At 56.5% G+C, this 15453-nt stretch carries 14 protein-coding genes; 6 read left to right on the top strand and 8 right to left on the bottom strand.

Annotated features, from left to right (window positions below):
* From AC2FNU_RS19750 to AC2FNU_RS19730, 5 genes are all read left to right on the top strand, one after another.
* A partial coding sequence (locus tag AC2FNU_RS19750) for an ABC transporter permease subunit (RefSeq protein WP_496791751.1) occupies positions 1 to 333 on the top strand: 333 nt, incomplete at its 5' end.
* Positions 330 to 1322: an ABC transporter permease gene (locus AC2FNU_RS19745; RefSeq protein WP_496791748.1), complete on the top strand. Its 993-nt coding sequence runs from the start codon at positions 330 to 332 to the stop codon at positions 1320 to 1322. The genes AC2FNU_RS19750 and AC2FNU_RS19745, both read left to right, overlap by 4 nt.
* Positions 1323 to 1324: 2 nt before the next feature.
* Positions 1325 to 2173, top strand: a complete 849-nt coding sequence (locus AC2FNU_RS19740) for a sugar phosphate isomerase/epimerase family protein (protein WP_496791745.1) — start codon at positions 1325 to 1327, stop codon at positions 2171 to 2173.
* 61 nt (positions 2174 to 2234) lie between these two features.
* On the top strand, positions 2235 to 3662 hold the full coding sequence (locus AC2FNU_RS19735; protein WP_496791744.1) for an FGGY family carbohydrate kinase: 1428 nt from the start codon (positions 2235 to 2237) through the stop codon (positions 3660 to 3662).
* On the top strand, positions 3655 to 4347 hold the full coding sequence (locus AC2FNU_RS19730) for a class II aldolase/adducin family protein (RefSeq protein ID WP_496791743.1): 693 nt from the start codon (positions 3655 to 3657) through the stop codon (positions 4345 to 4347). Before AC2FNU_RS19735 ends, AC2FNU_RS19730 begins: the two co-directional genes overlap by 8 nt.
* Before the next feature lie 381 nt (positions 4348 to 4728).
* Here AC2FNU_RS19730 and AC2FNU_RS19725 read toward each other — a convergent pair whose 3' ends face one another.
* The 7 genes from AC2FNU_RS19725 to AC2FNU_RS19695 form a co-directional block, all read right to left on the bottom strand.
* Positions 4729 to 6222, bottom strand: coding sequence for a mannitol dehydrogenase family protein (locus tag AC2FNU_RS19725; RefSeq protein WP_496791742.1), 1494 nt, complete (start codon positions 6220 to 6222; stop codon positions 4729 to 4731).
* Entirely contained in the window at positions 6222 to 6995 is a 774-nt protein-coding gene (locus AC2FNU_RS19720) for an L-iditol 2-dehydrogenase (protein ID WP_496791741.1), read from the bottom strand. The genes AC2FNU_RS19725 and AC2FNU_RS19720 overlap by 1 nt, the downstream gene beginning before the upstream one ends.
* Positions 6992 to 7996 (bottom strand): ABC transporter ATP-binding protein, encoded by a 1005-nt coding sequence (locus AC2FNU_RS19715; RefSeq protein ID WP_496791740.1) that lies wholly within the window; start codon positions 7994 to 7996, stop codon positions 6992 to 6994. The genes AC2FNU_RS19720 and AC2FNU_RS19715 overlap by 4 nt, the downstream gene beginning before the upstream one ends.
* A 12-nt stretch (positions 7997 to 8008) precedes the next feature.
* A complete protein-coding gene (locus AC2FNU_RS19710) occupies positions 8009 to 8839 on the bottom strand; it encodes a carbohydrate ABC transporter permease (RefSeq protein ID WP_171095543.1) in 831 nt (276 codons plus the stop codon).
* 12 nt (positions 8840 to 8851) lie between these two features.
* The gene (locus AC2FNU_RS19705; protein WP_170534370.1) at positions 8852 to 9718 is read right to left on the bottom strand and encodes a carbohydrate ABC transporter permease; all 867 of its coding nucleotides are present in this window, start codon (positions 9716 to 9718) and stop codon (positions 8852 to 8854) included.
* A gap of 107 nt (positions 9719 to 9825) precedes the next feature.
* Positions 9826 to 11130, bottom strand: a complete 1305-nt coding sequence (locus AC2FNU_RS19700) for an ABC transporter substrate-binding protein (protein ID WP_496791739.1) — start codon at positions 11128 to 11130, stop codon at positions 9826 to 9828.
* A gap of 95 nt (positions 11131 to 11225) precedes the next feature.
* Positions 11226 to 12251, bottom strand: coding sequence for a LacI family DNA-binding transcriptional regulator (locus AC2FNU_RS19695; RefSeq protein ID WP_496791738.1), 1026 nt, complete (start codon positions 12249 to 12251; stop codon positions 11226 to 11228).
* 109 nt (positions 12252 to 12360) lie between these two features.
* Here AC2FNU_RS19695 and xylB point away from each other — a divergent pair, with 109 nt between their 5' ends.
* Positions 12361 to 13797 (top strand): xylulokinase, encoded by a 1437-nt coding sequence (gene xylB, locus AC2FNU_RS19690; RefSeq protein ID WP_496791737.1) that lies wholly within the window; start codon positions 12361 to 12363, stop codon positions 13795 to 13797.
* 111 nt (positions 13798 to 13908) lie between these two features.
* Here the strand turns inward: xylB and AC2FNU_RS19685 are convergent.
* Positions 13909 to 15453: Tc toxin subunit A-related protein (locus AC2FNU_RS19685; protein WP_496791736.1), on the bottom strand; the 1545-nt coding region annotated here is incomplete at its 5' end.

The following is a 15453-nucleotide window of genomic DNA, read 5'->3' as shown; positions in this document are numbered from 1 at the left end:
GGGATGATGGCCGGGATCGGTGGGTTGATGCAGGTAAACATTGCCCAGGAAGTAGTGCCAAATGCGCTTTACGGCCGAGAGTTGGACGTGCTGGCCGCAGTTGTGCTGGGTGGGGCCCGGTTGGGCGGCGGGCGGGGCACCGTCTTTGGGTGCATCCTTGGTGTTATGTTCGTCGCGATCACGCAAAACGGTTTGAACCTTTTGGGAATATCACCCTTTGCATTCCAGATGATCATCGGTGCTGCGATCCTGTTGGCGATTTCCTCATCGAACCTGAGTTTTGGAAGGCGTCCACGCGCTGCTGCGCAAGTTGCGAAGGCGGGAACGGGATGAGCCTTCGTGAAAGGATAAATGCGGCACTTGGGGCGGAAACTCTGCCACTGCTTGTCTTTCTTGGCTTGGTCTTCCTGGCGTTTTCGCTTGCAACGCCATTGTTTCTGACAGGCGCCAATTTACGCTCAATGGCCTTTCAAATGCCGGTATTGGGATTGCTGACACTTGCAATGCTAGTGCCGATCCTGTCTGGCGGATTGAACCTTGCGATCATCTTTCAGGCCAATATCTCGGGTCTCGCTTTGGCCTGGGTTCTCATAGAGTTCGGGGGCTCGGAAGCCGGGCCCGGTGCTTTCATTCTGGGTGCAGCGGTCGCGTTGCTGGCAGGGGCCGTTTCCGGTGCCGTCATGGGGGTCGTTGTCGCTTATGTGGGAGCACACCCCATTCTCGTTTCGCTTGCCATGATGATCTTCCTGCGTGGCTTGGGTGAGTTCCTGACACGCGGCGGCGATATTTCGGGTTTTCCAGAATACATGAATGTGCTGGGTCACGGCAGTTTTCTGGGCATTCCCGTACCGATGATCATCTTTCTGCTGGCTGCGCTCGTTTGGCACATCATGCTCAAACGCTCGCGCCACGGGTTCTCGGTCTATATGGTCGGTTCGAACATTCAGGCGTCCGAGTATTCTGGACTGCACACGCGCCGCACCCTTGTGCTGATCTACACCATTTCAGGTATGATTTGTGCCGTGGCGGGCATCCTGATGGCAGCGCGCTTTAATTCAGTCCGTGTTGGCCATGGCGAGGCGTTGCTTCTGGTGACTGTTCTGGCGTGTTTTCTGGGCGGTATAGACCCGTTCGGAGGGTTCGGGCGTGTTCTGCCGGTGGTCTTGGCCCTGATTATTCTGCAAGCTCTGTCATCAGGTCTGAACCTGATCGGTGCCAACCAGCATTTGTCTACGGCTGTCTGGGGCTTGTTTCTGATTGGTGTCATGGCGTTGCGGTGGGTTGGCGCGCAGTGGCGAAACAAACGACGAAGAGGGACATAGTCATGGAAGGTTTCGGCGTACATACCAGCATGTGGACCATGCATTGGGACCGCGATGGGGCCGAGCGGACGATACCCGCTGCAGCCGCCTATCAGATGGATTTCATCGAGATTGCCTTGCTGGACACCAGCGTTGTCGATGCAACCCATACGCGTGACTTGCTTGAAAAACACGAGATGCGGGCCGTCTGTTCGCTTGGGCTGCCCGAACAAAACTGGGCCTCGGTCAATCCCGATGGCGCTATCGGGCACCTTGTCAACGCTATGGACAAAGCCAAGGAGATGGGCGCAGAAGCCCTGTCCGGTGTCACATATGGCGGGATTGGAGAACGCACAGGTGTACCGCCCACGCAGGCCGAGTATGACAATATCGCACGTGCCTTGGAGGGTGCCGCCAAACACGCCAAAACCCTTGGGATCGCCTTTGGTATCGAGCCTGTAAACCGCTATGAAAACCACTTGATCAATACAGGTTGGCAGGCAGTCGAAATGATCGAAAAAGTGGGTGCGGACAATATTTTCATCCATCTCGACACCTATCACATGAATATCGAAGAAAAGGGTGCAGGCAACGGTATCCTCGATGCACGAGAACATCTGCGTTACATTCATTTGTCGGAAAGTGATCGCGGAACACCGGGCGAGGGGACGTGTGACTGGGACGAGATTTACGCCACGTTGGCGGCGATTGGGTTCAAGGGCGGGCTTGCAATGGAGAGTTTCATCAATATGCCACCGCAGATCGGATATGGTCTTGCGGTTTGGCGTCCGGTTGCCCCCTCCTTCCAGGATGTCATGGACAAGGGTTTGCCGTTCCTCAGGAACAAGGCCGCCCAATACCGTCTCATATGACGGCGGTACAAGGATCAACCGGATTTGATAGAGGCGGTGCAACAGTCGCCGTGGCAAGCGATTGACTGGAAGTGGTGATATCGCGGTTCTCGACGTCGGTAAAACCAATGTCGAACTTTGGGTGGCCAGAAAAGATGGCACCTTGCTGGAGAACAGATCAACCCCCAACACTGTTCTGGTCGGTCAAAACTGGCGGTTTCATGACCTGGACGGGATTGCAACCTGGCTGATCGGCACGCTGTCCGAGCTTTGTAAACGGCACCCCATCCGGACTCTTGTTCCCGTTGGTCACGGGTCGGGCGGTGTGCTTGTCGGTTCGGATCCGGAAGGCGCCGGTGCAGGGTGTGTCTTGCCGATGATCGACTACGAACAGGCGTGCCCACCAGAAATCGATGCCGAATACCGAAGCAAAGCGGGAACGTTCGAGGATCGCGGCAGCCCCGTGATGATGGCTTCGACCCATGCCGCCCGTCAGATGCTTTGGATGGAGCACGCCTGCCCGACAGAATTCAGTAACGCCCGGTATTTTTTGAACATTGCGCAATTCTGGGGTTGGTGGCTGACCGGCGTCGCGGCCTCGGAATACTCTGCTATGGGCGCGCAGTCGCATTTGTGGAACGTTCCACGCCGTCGCTGTACCCCCATTGTTCAAGAGCGCGGCTGGCAAAGGTTGCTACCTGAGTTCCGGGCGGCCTGGGAGCCGCTGGGACCGGTTCGCAACACTCTGGTTCAGCGTTTCGACTTGCCCCAGAACATGGTTGTGCTGACCGGCGCACATGACTCCACTGCCAACTTTTTTCGATATGTATCTGCTCAGATTGAGGATTTCACGCTTGTTTCGACGGGGACCTGGGTGGTTGCGTTGTCGCGTGAAGTGGATATTGCAAACCTTGATCAAACGCGCGGCACAACAATCAATGCCGATATGGACGGCAATCCGATCGGAGGCGCTCTGACAATGGGCGGGCGCGAGTTCTCGGCCATAGCTGGATCAGATTCTGACCAACAGGCGGCTCTTCACGATGTGGTGGAGAGGCTGATTGCACGCGGCACTATGGCCATCCCGAGTTTTGGAGATAACGAAGGGCAGTTTCCCGGCTCTGCAAGGCAAGGGCACGTAGTGAGCACTCCCCCTGAAGACAAGGCTGAACGCAAAGCGCTTGCCGTGCTGCATTCGGCGTTACTGACCGTGACCTGTTGCGATGTTTTGAACGGAGGAGAAAGGCTTATTCTGGATGGGACCTTTCTGAGAGAACCGCTTTACGCATCTATTGTTGCTGCGTTGCGCCCGGGCCGTCGGACCGAAGTGTCACATGAAACGCATGGCGTTGTGGCTGGTGCGGTGCAACTGGCTTGCAAAAACTCTGGTTCTGCATCGCCGCCTCTGACACTTGACTCTGTAACACCAATTGTGATGCCCGGATTGCAGGAATACGCGATGCAATGGCGCGAGGCCGCAAACAGACAAGGAGTCCGTCTCAATGACTGAACAAGATTTGCGCGAGCGAATGGTGGAGACGTGTTTGAAGATGAATGCCTCCGGGATCAATCAGGGAACGGCGGGGAATCTGTCTGCCCGCTTCGAAAACGGGTTTCTGATCACGCCGTCGTCTTTGCCGTACGACAGGATGAAACCCGACGATCTGGTCGAGATGGATTTCGAAGGCACTTATGTTGGGCGCAGACCATCATCGGAATGGCGTTTCCATCGTGACATTTTGCAAAAGCGCACGGATATCGACGTCGTGCTGCACTGTCATTCGGTTTACGCAACAACGCTTGCCTGCCACCACCGTCAGATTCCGGCGTTTCACTACATGGTCGGTGTGGCCGGGGGAACAACGATTCCTTGCGCAGAATACGCAACCTTTGGGACTCAGGACCTGTCTGATGCGGTGCTAAAAGCGCTTGAGGGCCGGTCAGCGTGCCTGTTGGCCCAACATGGGCAGATCGCGATTGGCAAGACTTTGGACGAGGCTCTTTGGCTGGCGACTGAGGTCGAGACCCTGTCGCGCCTATACGTACAAGCGCTACCGCTCGGAGAGCCTCCGGTTTTGTCGGATGACGAAATGGCACGTGTGATCGATCAGATGCAGCGCATGAAGTATGGTCTTGGGCCAGAGGTTGAGGGCAGCAACGATGTCGCGCGACCACGCATCAAACAACGGCAATGAAACCAGAAGTGACCGGTACAATGCTGTTTCCCATGGCCCGCTAAGCCGCAGATCACGCAACAAAATACGGGTCGGTGGTTCCAAACTGGATCACGGCTAAAGCAACGGAGTTGGTCGATACTTCCAGCTATCTCGTTGAGGTCGCCCGTGACCTGCATGTCGTTCCCGAGCTCTGTGGCAATCGCGTATCGTTTACCCACCCGCGTAAACACGCGGTGATTGAGGGGTTGGACATGGACAAAGCCTCGTCATCCTCTATTTCGCTGGTCTCTGTGAACGGGTCTGCGGTGGAACATCCAAACGCGAGCGGGCCATGGAACCAAAATCAAAAGCCGATAATCCGGAGCGCAACTGAAAACTTACCCAGAGTAGCCTCGTAAATCATGCAATGTACCGAGCAATCGTTGCCCGACTCCCATTCTGCCAAATCGCGTTCAGCCACCCGGCAAAGTCTTCGGAAAAGCGTGTTCCGCGACCGAAGTCGCCGTAATACTGACGCTGTTCTAGCCATAAAGTCGGATCGATTTTGGATGCCAACGCGGTTTTGTGCAGGTTGGCCCATTGCGGATCATTGGGCTCAATCTCCGAGCCGTCTTCGCGAACACCCGCACACATACGGCACCAGAACGCTTCGGCAAGTGCAAGTCCGTTTGCGGAAGACCCAGATGCTGCTGCGTCGCGCAGCGATGGAAGCAGAAAACCCGGATGCCGTGCCGATCCGTCGAACGCAACCCTGCGCGTCGTGTCATGAACTGCAGTGTTTGCAAACCGCTTCTCAACCAGCTCTAGGTACTCTTTCGGGGTTGTTCCGGGAACGGCTTCGACGAACGGCAAAATATCATCTGCTTGAACTTTCCGAAAAAATGCCCGGACGTCCGGGTCCGACATACAATCAGATATTGTCGAAACATTTAGAATTTCACCGACATTCGCAAGCAGCTGGTGACCGCCGTTCAATATGCGCAGTTTCATTGTCTCGTAGCTGTGGACATCGCGGGTTAGCGTTACTCCAACCTTTTCGAGCGGCGGTCGCCCGGCGCAGAAATCATCTTCGACCACCCATTGGCGGAAGTTTTCGTGAGAAACTGGCACGCGGTCGTCGATGCCAAGCGCGCGGCACTGCGATATCACTTGGTCTGTGGTTGCCGGAACGATGCAATCCACCATGGAATTGGGGAACGCGCCGTTTTGGTCAATCCAGTCGGCCAGATTGGTGTCAGACAGGCGTGCCAGCCCGACAACGCATTCTCGCAGGATTGCCCCATTGCCCTGAAGGTTGTCGCAGCTTAACGCGGTGAATGGTCTGAGGCCTGCGTCCCGGCGTTTTTTCAAGGCCGAAACGATTGCGCCAAAAACCGTACGGGGTCGATCCGGATTTTTCGCATCATGCCGAATATCTTCGTGATCAAGGCCGAGCGTACCGGTGTTGGCGTTCAGAAAATACCCGCCTTCCGTTACCGTCATTGACACGATTTTCGTGGATGGCTCGGCCATGCATTGGATCAAAGTACCATTGCCGGGTTCAATCGGCAGGTAATCAATCATCGAACCGATTACCTCTGCGGTTATCCCGTTGGGATCCAGCTCGATCAACGTTGTCAGGCAGTCCTGTTCCAGCAGACGTTCTCGCATCTTGGCGTCATAGTTTCGTACACCGGCACCTATGATCGCCCAGTCATAGGCCAGACCTTGTTGCATCAGTTGGTGAATGTACCAAGCCTGATGCGCACGATGAAAGTTACCAAGCCCGATGTGAACAATACCCGGCGCAAGGTCAGCGCGGTCATACGCGGGCGTCCCAACGGTTTCTGTCAGGTCTGACAGGGTGTTGCACTGTAACCTGACCGGGAGATTTGCGTTCGCCAGAGGGTCCATCAGCTCATCCAGTTTCCGCCGTCGACATTGTAGGTTTGTGCGACAATGTATTCGGCCTCATCCGAGGCTAGAAACACCGCCATCCCGGTCAGATCGTCGGCGCGACCCATCCGGCCGTACGGAACGGATGCCGCCACTTCGCGTTTCTTCTGACCGAGCGGTTTGCCCTCATGTTTTGCAAAGAAAGCGTCGACACCGTCCCAGTGCTCGCCGTCGACGACACCTGGGGCAATGGCGTTCACATTTATCCCATGAGAGATCAGGTTCAGTCCCGCAGATTGCGTGAGAGAGATGATCGCGGCCTTGCTGGCACAATAAACTGCGACCAAAGGCTCGCCCCTGCGCCCAGCTTGCGACGCCATGTTTATGATCCGACCCTTGGTTCCGTGCTCGATCATGTGGCGCGCAACGGCTTGCATTGTGAACAGGGCACCCGCGACGTTGATGTCGAAAACACGGTTGTAATCTGAACGCTCGATTTCGACGATGGGTGCCACTGTGAAGATGGCTGCGTTATTGATCAAAATGTCGATGGGGCCAAGGCGCGAGGCCGTCTTGGCAACAGCCGCGTCTATGCTCTGTTGGCTTGTTACGTCCATTTCTACGGCGAAGGCGGCCTCGCCTATCCCGGCGGCTGCGTCCTGCGCACGCTTGACTTCAATGTCGGCTATCGCAACGCGGGCGCCCTCTGCAACATATGCTTTGGCAAAGGCCAGCCCAATGCCGCGCGCGGCCCCGGTGATCAGGGCGGTTTTGCCTGCCAGACGTGTCATTCGATCCGCAGACCTTTTGCGTCAAACCGGTGAATGACGTCATCCCGTGGCGTCAGGTGAATGCGATCCCCATGCCGGAACCCGACCTCGCCATCCGCACGGACGGTGATCGTTTCCGCCAACCCGGTTTCGTGAACGTGAAAAAAGGTGTCTGATCCAAGGTGTTCTGAAACACTTACAACACCTGACCACTCACCTTCGGTTTCTGAGACTGCTATATGCTCCGGCCGGATACCGATGGTTTGGGCACCGTGTTTTGCCGCTTCTGGCCCTTCGATGAAGTTCATCTTGGGCGAGCCGATGAAGCCAGCCACGAACAGATTGCGCGGCGTGCGGTACAGTTCTAGCGGGCTGCCGACCTGCTCGATCACACCTGCCTGAAGGACAACGATCTTGTCGGCCATGGTCATGGCTTCGACCTGATCGTGGGTCACGTAGATCATGGTCGTCGCCAGACGTTCGTGTAGCTCGCTGATTTCCAGCCGCATGCCCACGCGCAAAGCGGCGTCGAGGTTCGACAGAGGTTCGTCGAACAGGAACGCCGCCGGCTCGCGAACAATCGCGCGACCAATGGCGACGCGCTGACGCTGACCGCCGGACAGTTGGCCGGGGCGGCGGTCCAGATAGTCTGTCAGGTTCAAAACGCTTGCAGCGCCTTCGACGCGTTTGTCGATCTCGGCCTGATCCAGCTTGGCCATGCGCAAGGGAAAGGCGATGTTCTTGCGCACCGTCATATGCGGATAGAGCGCATAGGATTGGAACACCATCGCCAATCCGCGTTTGGCGGGCGGCACGTCTGTGGCATCCGACCCGTCAATGTCGATGGACCCCGAGGTGATATCCTCCAGCCCCGCGATCAGGCGCAGAAGGGTGGATTTGCCGCAACCCGAAGGGCCGACGAAGACGGTGAACTCGCCGTCTTCGATGGTCAGGTCCAGCGGCGGGATGACCTGTACGTCACCGAAGCTTTTGGTCGCGGACTTGAGTTGAATACGTCCCATGTGTCGTGTTCCTTATTTCACAGCGCCGAAGGTCAGGCCGCGGACAAGTTGTTTCTGGCTGAACCAGCCAAGGATCAGAATTGGTGCGATAGCCATGGTTGATGCCGCGCTGAGCTTGGCAAAGAACAGGCCCTCGGGGCTGGAGTAGCTGGCGATGAAAGCCGTAAGCGGTGCCGCATCAACGGCCGTCAGATTGAGCGTCCAGAACGCCTCATTCCACGCCAGGATAAAGTTCAGCAGCACGGTTGAGGCGATGCCGGGGATAGCCATGGGTGTCAGGACATACAGGATTTCCTCTTTCAGTGTCGCACCATCCATCCGCGCGGCTTCCAGGATTTCCCCGGGGATTTCGCGGAAATAGGTGTAGAGCATCCAGACGATGATCGGCAGGTTGATCAGCATCAGGACAACGACCAGCCCTCCGCGCGTGTCCAGCAGACCCAGACGGATGAACAGCAGGTAGATCGGGTAGAGCACGCCAACCGCAGGTAGCATCTTGGTGGACAGCATCCACAGCAGGATGTCCTTGGTGCGCTTGGACGGAACAAAAGCCATTGCCCAGGCTGCGGGCACCGCGATGATCACGCCCAATACGGTCGACCCACCTGCGATGATGACCGAATTCCACAGGAACCGCATATAATCAGATCGTTCCTGCACGATGGCATAGTTCTCAAGCGTCCAGTTGAAGTTCAGAAAAATCGGTGGGCTGGCAATTGCCTGCGCCTCGGTCTTGAAGCTGGTCAGGATGGTCCAGAGGATCGGGAAAAAGATCAGCAGTCCGACGGCCCAGGCAAGGGCAGTGTTCAGCGATTTGCGGCGGGTTGTGACGGCGCGGGCCATGGTCTTACCTCCTCACGCGTCCAGGTTCTTGCCGACGATGCGCATCAGGAAAATCGCAACGATGTTGGCAAGGATGATGGCGTAGACACCTCCGGCGGATCCGAGGCCAACATTTTGGCTTTCCAGCACGCGCTGGAAGATCAGGTAGGTGAGTGTGCGGGTGCCGAATGCACCGCCGGTGGTCACGAATATCTCGGCGAAGATCGACAACAGGAAGATCGTCTGGATCAGGATCACGATGGTAATCGCGCGGCTCAGATGCGGCAGGATGATGTGGTAAAAACGTTTCAAGACCGGTGCGCCGTCCATCTCAGCCGCTTCCAACTGCTCACTGTCGAGCGACTGGATCGCGGTCAACAGGATCAACGTTGCGAAAGGCAGCCACTGCCAAGAGACGATCATGATGATCGAGGTCATCGAAGCCTCGGACAGCCATGAGATCGGCTCGGCCCCGAAGAAACGCCACAGATGCGCCAGCAGGCCGTTCACCGGGTCCATGAACATGTTCTTCCAGACCAGTGCGGACACAGTGGGCATCACAAAGAAGGGCGCGATCACCAGAATACGGACAACACCCTGACCCCACATCGGCTGGTCCAGAAGCATCGCCAGAAGGATGCCCAGAACAACGGTGATAACCAGAACACCGCCGACGATCATCAGCGTTGCCTGAACAGCAGGCCAAAACGAACTGGACGAGACAAATCGGACATAGTTGTCGAAGCCGACCCAGCCCAGGTCACCACCGCGCAGAGGCAGGTATTTCTTGAAGGAAAAATACAGCGTCATCGTCAGAGGCACCAGCATCCAGCCAAGCAGCAGGACCACTGCTGGTGCCATCATCAGGCGAGCAACGGATCGGGAATGTTGAGTAGCCATGACGCAAGACCTCTCTGTTCAGGCGTAGCTTAGCCTGCGAGAAAAACGCGGGTTGTGGAAGGGTTGAGGCGGGGGGCAGGTTTCCGCCCGCCCGCGGGGAGAAGACGTCAGTACCCTGCGGCTTCCATTTCTTCGGCGGTGAAGGCCTGTGCTTTCTCAAGCGCCTCGTCCACCGTCTGTTGTCCGGCATAGACTGCCGAGAACTCCTGGCTCACCTGCGTGGCGATGCCTGCGAATTCCGGGATCGCGACGAACTGGATACCAACATAGGGCGTCGGTTGCGCGCAGCAGTTGTCCGGGTCGGCCGCAAGGATCGAATCCAGCGTCATCTTGGCGAATGGAACCTTCTGGTATTCCGGATTCTCATACAGTGAGGTCCGTGCACCCGGAGGCACATTGGCCCAGCCTTCATTTTCGGCCACCAACTCTATGTAGTCTTTCGAAGTTGCCCACTCGATGAACTGCTTGGCCGCATCTTCCTGCTGCGTGCCCGCAGGGATGGCCAGCGCCCAGGCCCAGAGCCAGTTGGCGCGCTTGTCGACACCTTCCGAATTTGGTGCCAGCGCAAAGCCAACCTGTTCAGCCACGGTCGAGTCATTAGGGTTGGTCACAAAGGATGCCGCAACGGTGGCGTCGATCCACATGCCGCACTTGCCTTGCTGGAACAGCGAGAGGTTTTCGTTGAACCCGTTGGTCGCATATCCCGCTGGGCCAGACTCATTCATCATATCGACGAAGAAGGTCAGCGCTTCTTTCCACTCGGGTTGATCGAACTGAGGTTTCCAGTCCTCATCGAACCAGCGCGCACCGAAGGAATTCCCGGTCACGGTGATGAAGGCACCGCCCTCACCCCAACCGGCCTTGCCGCGCAGGCAGATGCCGTTGATGTCGTTGTCGCGGTCAGTCATGGCTGCCGCAGCTTCGCGGATGAATTGCCACGTTGGCGCATCAGGCATCTCCAGCCCGGCCTGTTCCATCAGGTCGGTGCGATACATCACCATCGAGCTTTCGCCGTAGAACGGGGCTGCATACAGTGTGCCGTCGTTGCTGAGGCCGTTACGCATCGCGGGCAGGATGTCGTCCACGTCATATTCGGCGGACATGCCTTCCAACGGGACCAGCCAACCATTCGCGCCCCAGATTGGCGTTTCGTACATGCCGATTGTCATGATGTCGAACTGACCGCCCTTGGTGGTGATGTCGGTGGTCACGCGCTGACGCAGCACGTTTTCTTCCAGTGTCACCCATTCCACGTCGATGCCGGTCGCTTCGGTAAATTTGTCGGTATAGCCCTGCATCCGGATCATGTCGCCGTTGTTCACAGTGGCGATGGTAATGGATTGCGCGTGGGCCGCTGCCGTGGCGACGAAAGTCAATGCAGTCGCCGCACGAAGTGCGTGCTTCAGATACATCCCTGTCCTCCCTGAGCTTGGATGTCGTGCAGGGAGCCTAGATCGTAAATTGTCGCGCCGTCAATAAAAACTTTACGCGCGTTAAAAAAGAAATCTTATGCAGAAGCCCTCAGAACCAGCCTTGCGGGAAAGAGAGTTTCAGTACGTGTTTCAAATTTCCCACCATTTTCAATGAGTTCGAACAAAGTCTCGACGCTTCGTCCGGCCACGTTGTCATAGTCGTGCGCGGCTGTAGTCAGCGACGGGCACGTGAATTTTGCAAACGGGTGGTCATCGTTTGAAGCGACCCGCAAGGTGCAACCTTCCTTCCGCCCCACCCGAATCCCCTGTTCAAAACAGGCCGCAAGGAAGCCAATGGCAAGGCGGTCATTGCTGCACAAAACCGAGTCTGTTTTCAGTCCACGCTCTGCCAGAACTTTCAAAGCGCCCCTGTGCCCGATCTCTTCAAAAGCCCAGCCTTTGCCATCAACTTTGATGATATGGGGCTCGAATCCCAAGCGCTCCATCACCTCAACATAGGCCTTCCGTCGTTTGTTGGCGTTTGGGTTGGCAGGTGTGCGCATTTCAAAGAAAGAAGGGGGTTCGCCCGTTCGTGTCATGTACTCCACGGTCTGCGACACAAAGCTGAAATTGTCCGAACCAACAAAAGCTGCCCCTAGGCCATCAAGGTTACTGTCGAACAGGACGGTTGGCACATTGGCACAGAATTTTTCGATTGCGGACCGGTCCGAGATGCGCCCCAATGGTGCCAGCAGAACCCCTGCAGGCTTCATGGATTGCAGCCCGTCCAGAATTTCGTTTTCCAGTTTTTGTTCGCCATGTGAACTGAACAGGGACGGTCGATAGCCTGCCGCAATGCAGGATTGTTCCAGATACCGGGCAATTTCTGCGAAGAATGGATCGGCAAGATAGGGCACGACGATGCCAATGTTCTTGGTCAGTTTCCGGTTCTGGTTCACAGCATAGATATTCGGGCGATAGTCAAACCGTTCCAGCGCCTCTTCGATGCGCGCCCTTGTTGTCGGGCGCACGCTGTCGGGGTCGTGGAAATACTTGGACACCGTTGGTCGCGAGATCCCGCTGAGGGCCGCGAACTCTTCCATGTTTTTTATTTTGGTCATTCCAGTCTGCCTGCGGATTCCAGCCGCCTTGATCTTATCATATTTTTACATATTCTTTGCGCGCGCTAAAAAATCAATAGCCCGGCCATGAGCAGTGCAAGAGGATTGAATGTATCTCGGAATTGATATCGGAACATCGGCAGTCAAACTTGTCTGCACGGATGCTGATCGGATTCTTGCGACCTCCTCGGTAGGGATTGAGACGTCTTCTCCGCGGCCCGGGTGGTCAGAACAGCACCCGGACCTGTGGTGGGAGGCGACACGCGACGCATTGAGCCAACTTTCCGGACAAGTCACGCTGTCGGGCGTGAAAGCTATCGGTTTGTCTGGACAGATGCATGGGGCCGTGTTGCTGGATAATAATCTGCGTCCCATCCGCCCGGCCATCCTGTGGAATGACAGCAGATCAACTCGAGAATGCGATGAACTGCGTATGGCCCAGCCACAAATCGGGCAGATCGCGGGTGTTCTTCCGCTGCCAGGCTTCACAGCGCCCAAGATTGCGTGGCTGAAACAGCATGAACCGGAACAATACACCCAACTTGCGCATATCCTGCTGCCCAAGGATTACATCGGCTTATGCCTGCATGGAGAATTGGCAACTGATACCTCCGATGCAGCGGGAACACTCTGGCTCGATCAGGGCACGCGCAACTGGCATGTCGGAATTGCTGAGGCCACTGGCGTGTTACCCAACTGGTTGCCACCGATTTTTGACGGCGCTGACGTTGTTGGAAGTGTAACAGCACAAGCTGCCGCCATGACCGGGTTGAAGGCCGGTGTTCCCGTAGTGGCTGGAGGCGGTGACGCGGCAACAGGTGCTGTATCTCTGGGCGCAACCGAACCGGGACGTGGGTTTATCTCACTGGGAACCTCCGGCCAACTGTTCGTGGCAGATCGTGAATACAAACCCAACCCTGAACGTTATGTTCATGCATTTGCGCACACGTTGCCGGGCCGTTGGTATCAAATGGCCGCAATGCTGAACGGTGCGCGGCCAATTTCGTGGATAGGTGGACAGCTGGGGCTTTCCGCTGCCGAAGTTGTTGCCCTTGCCGAAACGGTCAGTGGAGAGCGTGTGCCGATCTTCCTGCCTTACCTGACTGGCGAGCGAAGCCCCTTGGGAGATCCCCATATCCGCGCGAGTTTCTTTGGTCTTGAGGATTCGACGACGCGTGCTGAAATCTGTCGTTCAGTGGTAGAAGCCATTGCGTTTTGCTTTGCCGATGCAGCGCAGAGTTTTGGCGACACAATTGACAGTTTGCCTGAACTGGCCGCGATCGGAGGGGGCAGCCAGTCGGATCTGCTGTTGGGCCTGATTGCGACGGTTACAGGCAAACCTATAGTGCGCTCAGAAGGATCAGATTCCGGTCCTGCCTACGGTGCCGCCCGTCTCGCGGCTTGCGGTGTTGGTGCTTTGCGTGAGGCCGAGCTTGCAGTTCGGCCACCCACAACTGACAGGTTCGAACCTGATGAGTTGGCCGGTCTGTCTGAGCGTTTACAGCGATTCCGAAGGCTGTATACAGCCGTCAGCGTGGTCGATTGATCGCCTTGCGCCACCACCGCGTAACCTATTGGATTTCGCAAAACGCCCTTTAGACACGCTGAAACGGCGCGTTCTCTTCTGCTGTCCGAAACATCACGACGGATCTTTAGATCAATCCAAAGTCAGCTCTACATAAATCACCATATCCAGTAACGCGTTTTCGTTCAGTGCTGCCGGGGCGGTACCTGGCCCAAGATCACCGGCATCCGCCACCGCTATTGCGTGGTCGCCGGTAATCCCCGCTGCCAGAGCGGCAGTGGCATCTGTCAGAACATAGCCCGGGAATTCCGGCGTTGCCGCAAACCCTGAAAGCACCGTGCCATTCAGACGGATTTCGGTGCCAGTTGCGTTCAAGCCTTCGTTTGGCTTCAACAACAAAAGTGCGCGGTCGATGGACAGGTTACGTCCGCGTAATGGATAGGGCAGGGCGCGTTCATCGAGTGTTACAGCTGTATCCACCCCGACTGGACCGTTGGTCAACTGATGGAACGCAGTGCCAAATTCCTGCCGCAGACTGTACGCGCGGGGCAGTCCGGTGTCTTCGAGGACGCCAAACAGCGCGCCTTCCAAGGCCGCATTTTCAGCCTCGACCCTATCACGCAGAACCCCATCGCTTTCCGCAGTATAGGACAAGTGCAATACCGCGTCCGTGATGGTGTCGTAGTCAAACGGTTTGAAGGTTTTTGGCAGTGTCAGTTTCCACGTGCTGTCAACCGCACCGGCGCCCTCAAACGGCATATAGCGCGGATCAGAGAAGCTGAAGTCGAACGTGCCTGAATCGTTCTGAGCTGTGCTGGTTGCAATCTGAACCGTGTGACGCAGTAGGGAATCTGTCAGCCCGGCTGCCCCGTCCAGGGTCGGTTCGATCCTGATCTTTGCCCCGGTCAGGGTCAACGTCACGGGAATGTTGACATAAGGCCCTGTGACGCAGGCCACCGACAGCCGCGCTGATCGGATGCGCCTGCGGTATTGACCCGGGTACAGCAGATCGAAGGCAAGTTCGGGCACGGTGAAATCGCATTCGCCGTCCTCGCGAAGCGCCATCAAAGCGGCGGGATTCAGTTGGCTGAGTGAGAATGGCTGTGTGATTTCAAGCGTCCTGTAATTCGTTTCGAGGTAACGCTTTTCCATCTCGATCAGGTCGACCGCCAGTTTTTCGCCTGAAAGAAGCCCGGCCTGTCCCGGTTCCCAATATGTCAGTTCCAGCAACTGGGTCTGGTCGCTTGGGCGCTCAAAGCGATACGCCTGTTCGGCCAGTCGTGCCATCGACATGGCAGCGTTGAACGCCTGTCGGTAGATGGTCTGAAGTGTAGACGCCATCCATGAATACAGTGCCTCGCCGGTGAACTTGGTTTCGTAGAAATCAAGAAGTTCTTCCTGGTCTTTGATCGCTTGCTCATGGTTCGACAGCGCTTTTTCGGCAATTTGCAGTCGGATTTCTGCGGCCTTAATGCGTTTTTCGATCTGCTTGAGCTCATAGCCTTCAAGTTTCAGACCGTGCTTCCATTCTTTCCGTTGCTTGGCGTATTTCGCCTCTAGTGACGCGGATTTCGCTGCGATCATCAACAGATCACCGGTGTCCTTGAAGACCTTTGCCCATTTCTCGCCCGACAGGCCAAGTTCGTGGCCTCCGTACTTCATGGCAAAAGGTGATCC

It is taken from the genome of Ruegeria sp. BHSB064 (assembly GCF_059613205.1).
Note: the sequence above shows the minus strand (reverse complement) of the source record. Positions and strands in the feature narration are given on the sequence as shown.

Bases quoted from the DNA above. Each gene is read 5' to 3' on its own strand.
- AC2FNU_RS19745 (WP_496791748.1), top strand. From the start codon at position 330: ATGAGCCTTCGTGAAAGGATAAATGCGGCACTTGGGGCGGAAACTCTG.
- AC2FNU_RS19740 (WP_496791745.1), top strand. From the start codon at position 1,325: ATGGAAGGTTTCGGCGTACATACCAGCATGTGGACCATGCATTGGGAC.
- AC2FNU_RS19730 (WP_496791743.1), top strand. From the start codon at position 3,655: ATGACTGAACAAGATTTGCGCGAGCGAATGGTGGAGACGTGTTTGAAG.
- AC2FNU_RS19725 (WP_496791742.1), bottom strand. From the start codon at position 6,222: ATGGACCCTCTGGCGAACGCAAATCTCCCGGTCAGGTTACAGTGCAAC.
- AC2FNU_RS19720 (WP_496791741.1), bottom strand. From the start codon at position 6,995: ATGACACGTCTGGCAGGCAAAACCGCCCTGATCACCGGGGCCGCGCGC.
- AC2FNU_RS19715 (WP_496791740.1), bottom strand. From the start codon at position 7,996: ATGGGACGTATTCAACTCAAGTCCGCGACCAAAAGCTTCGGTGACGTA.
- AC2FNU_RS19710 (WP_171095543.1), bottom strand. From the start codon at position 8,839: ATGGCCCGCGCCGTCACAACCCGCCGCAAATCGCTGAACACTGCCCTT.
- AC2FNU_RS19705 (WP_170534370.1), bottom strand. From the start codon at position 9,718: ATGGCTACTCAACATTCCCGATCCGTTGCTCGCCTGATGATGGCACCA.
- AC2FNU_RS19700 (WP_496791739.1), bottom strand. From the start codon at position 11,130: ATGTATCTGAAGCACGCACTTCGTGCGGCGACTGCATTGACTTTCGTC.
- AC2FNU_RS19695 (WP_496791738.1), bottom strand. From the start codon at position 12,251: ATGACCAAAATAAAAAACATGGAAGAGTTCGCGGCCCTCAGCGGGATC.
- xylB (WP_496791737.1), top strand. From the start codon at position 12,361: ATGTATCTCGGAATTGATATCGGAACATCGGCAGTCAAACTTGTCTGC.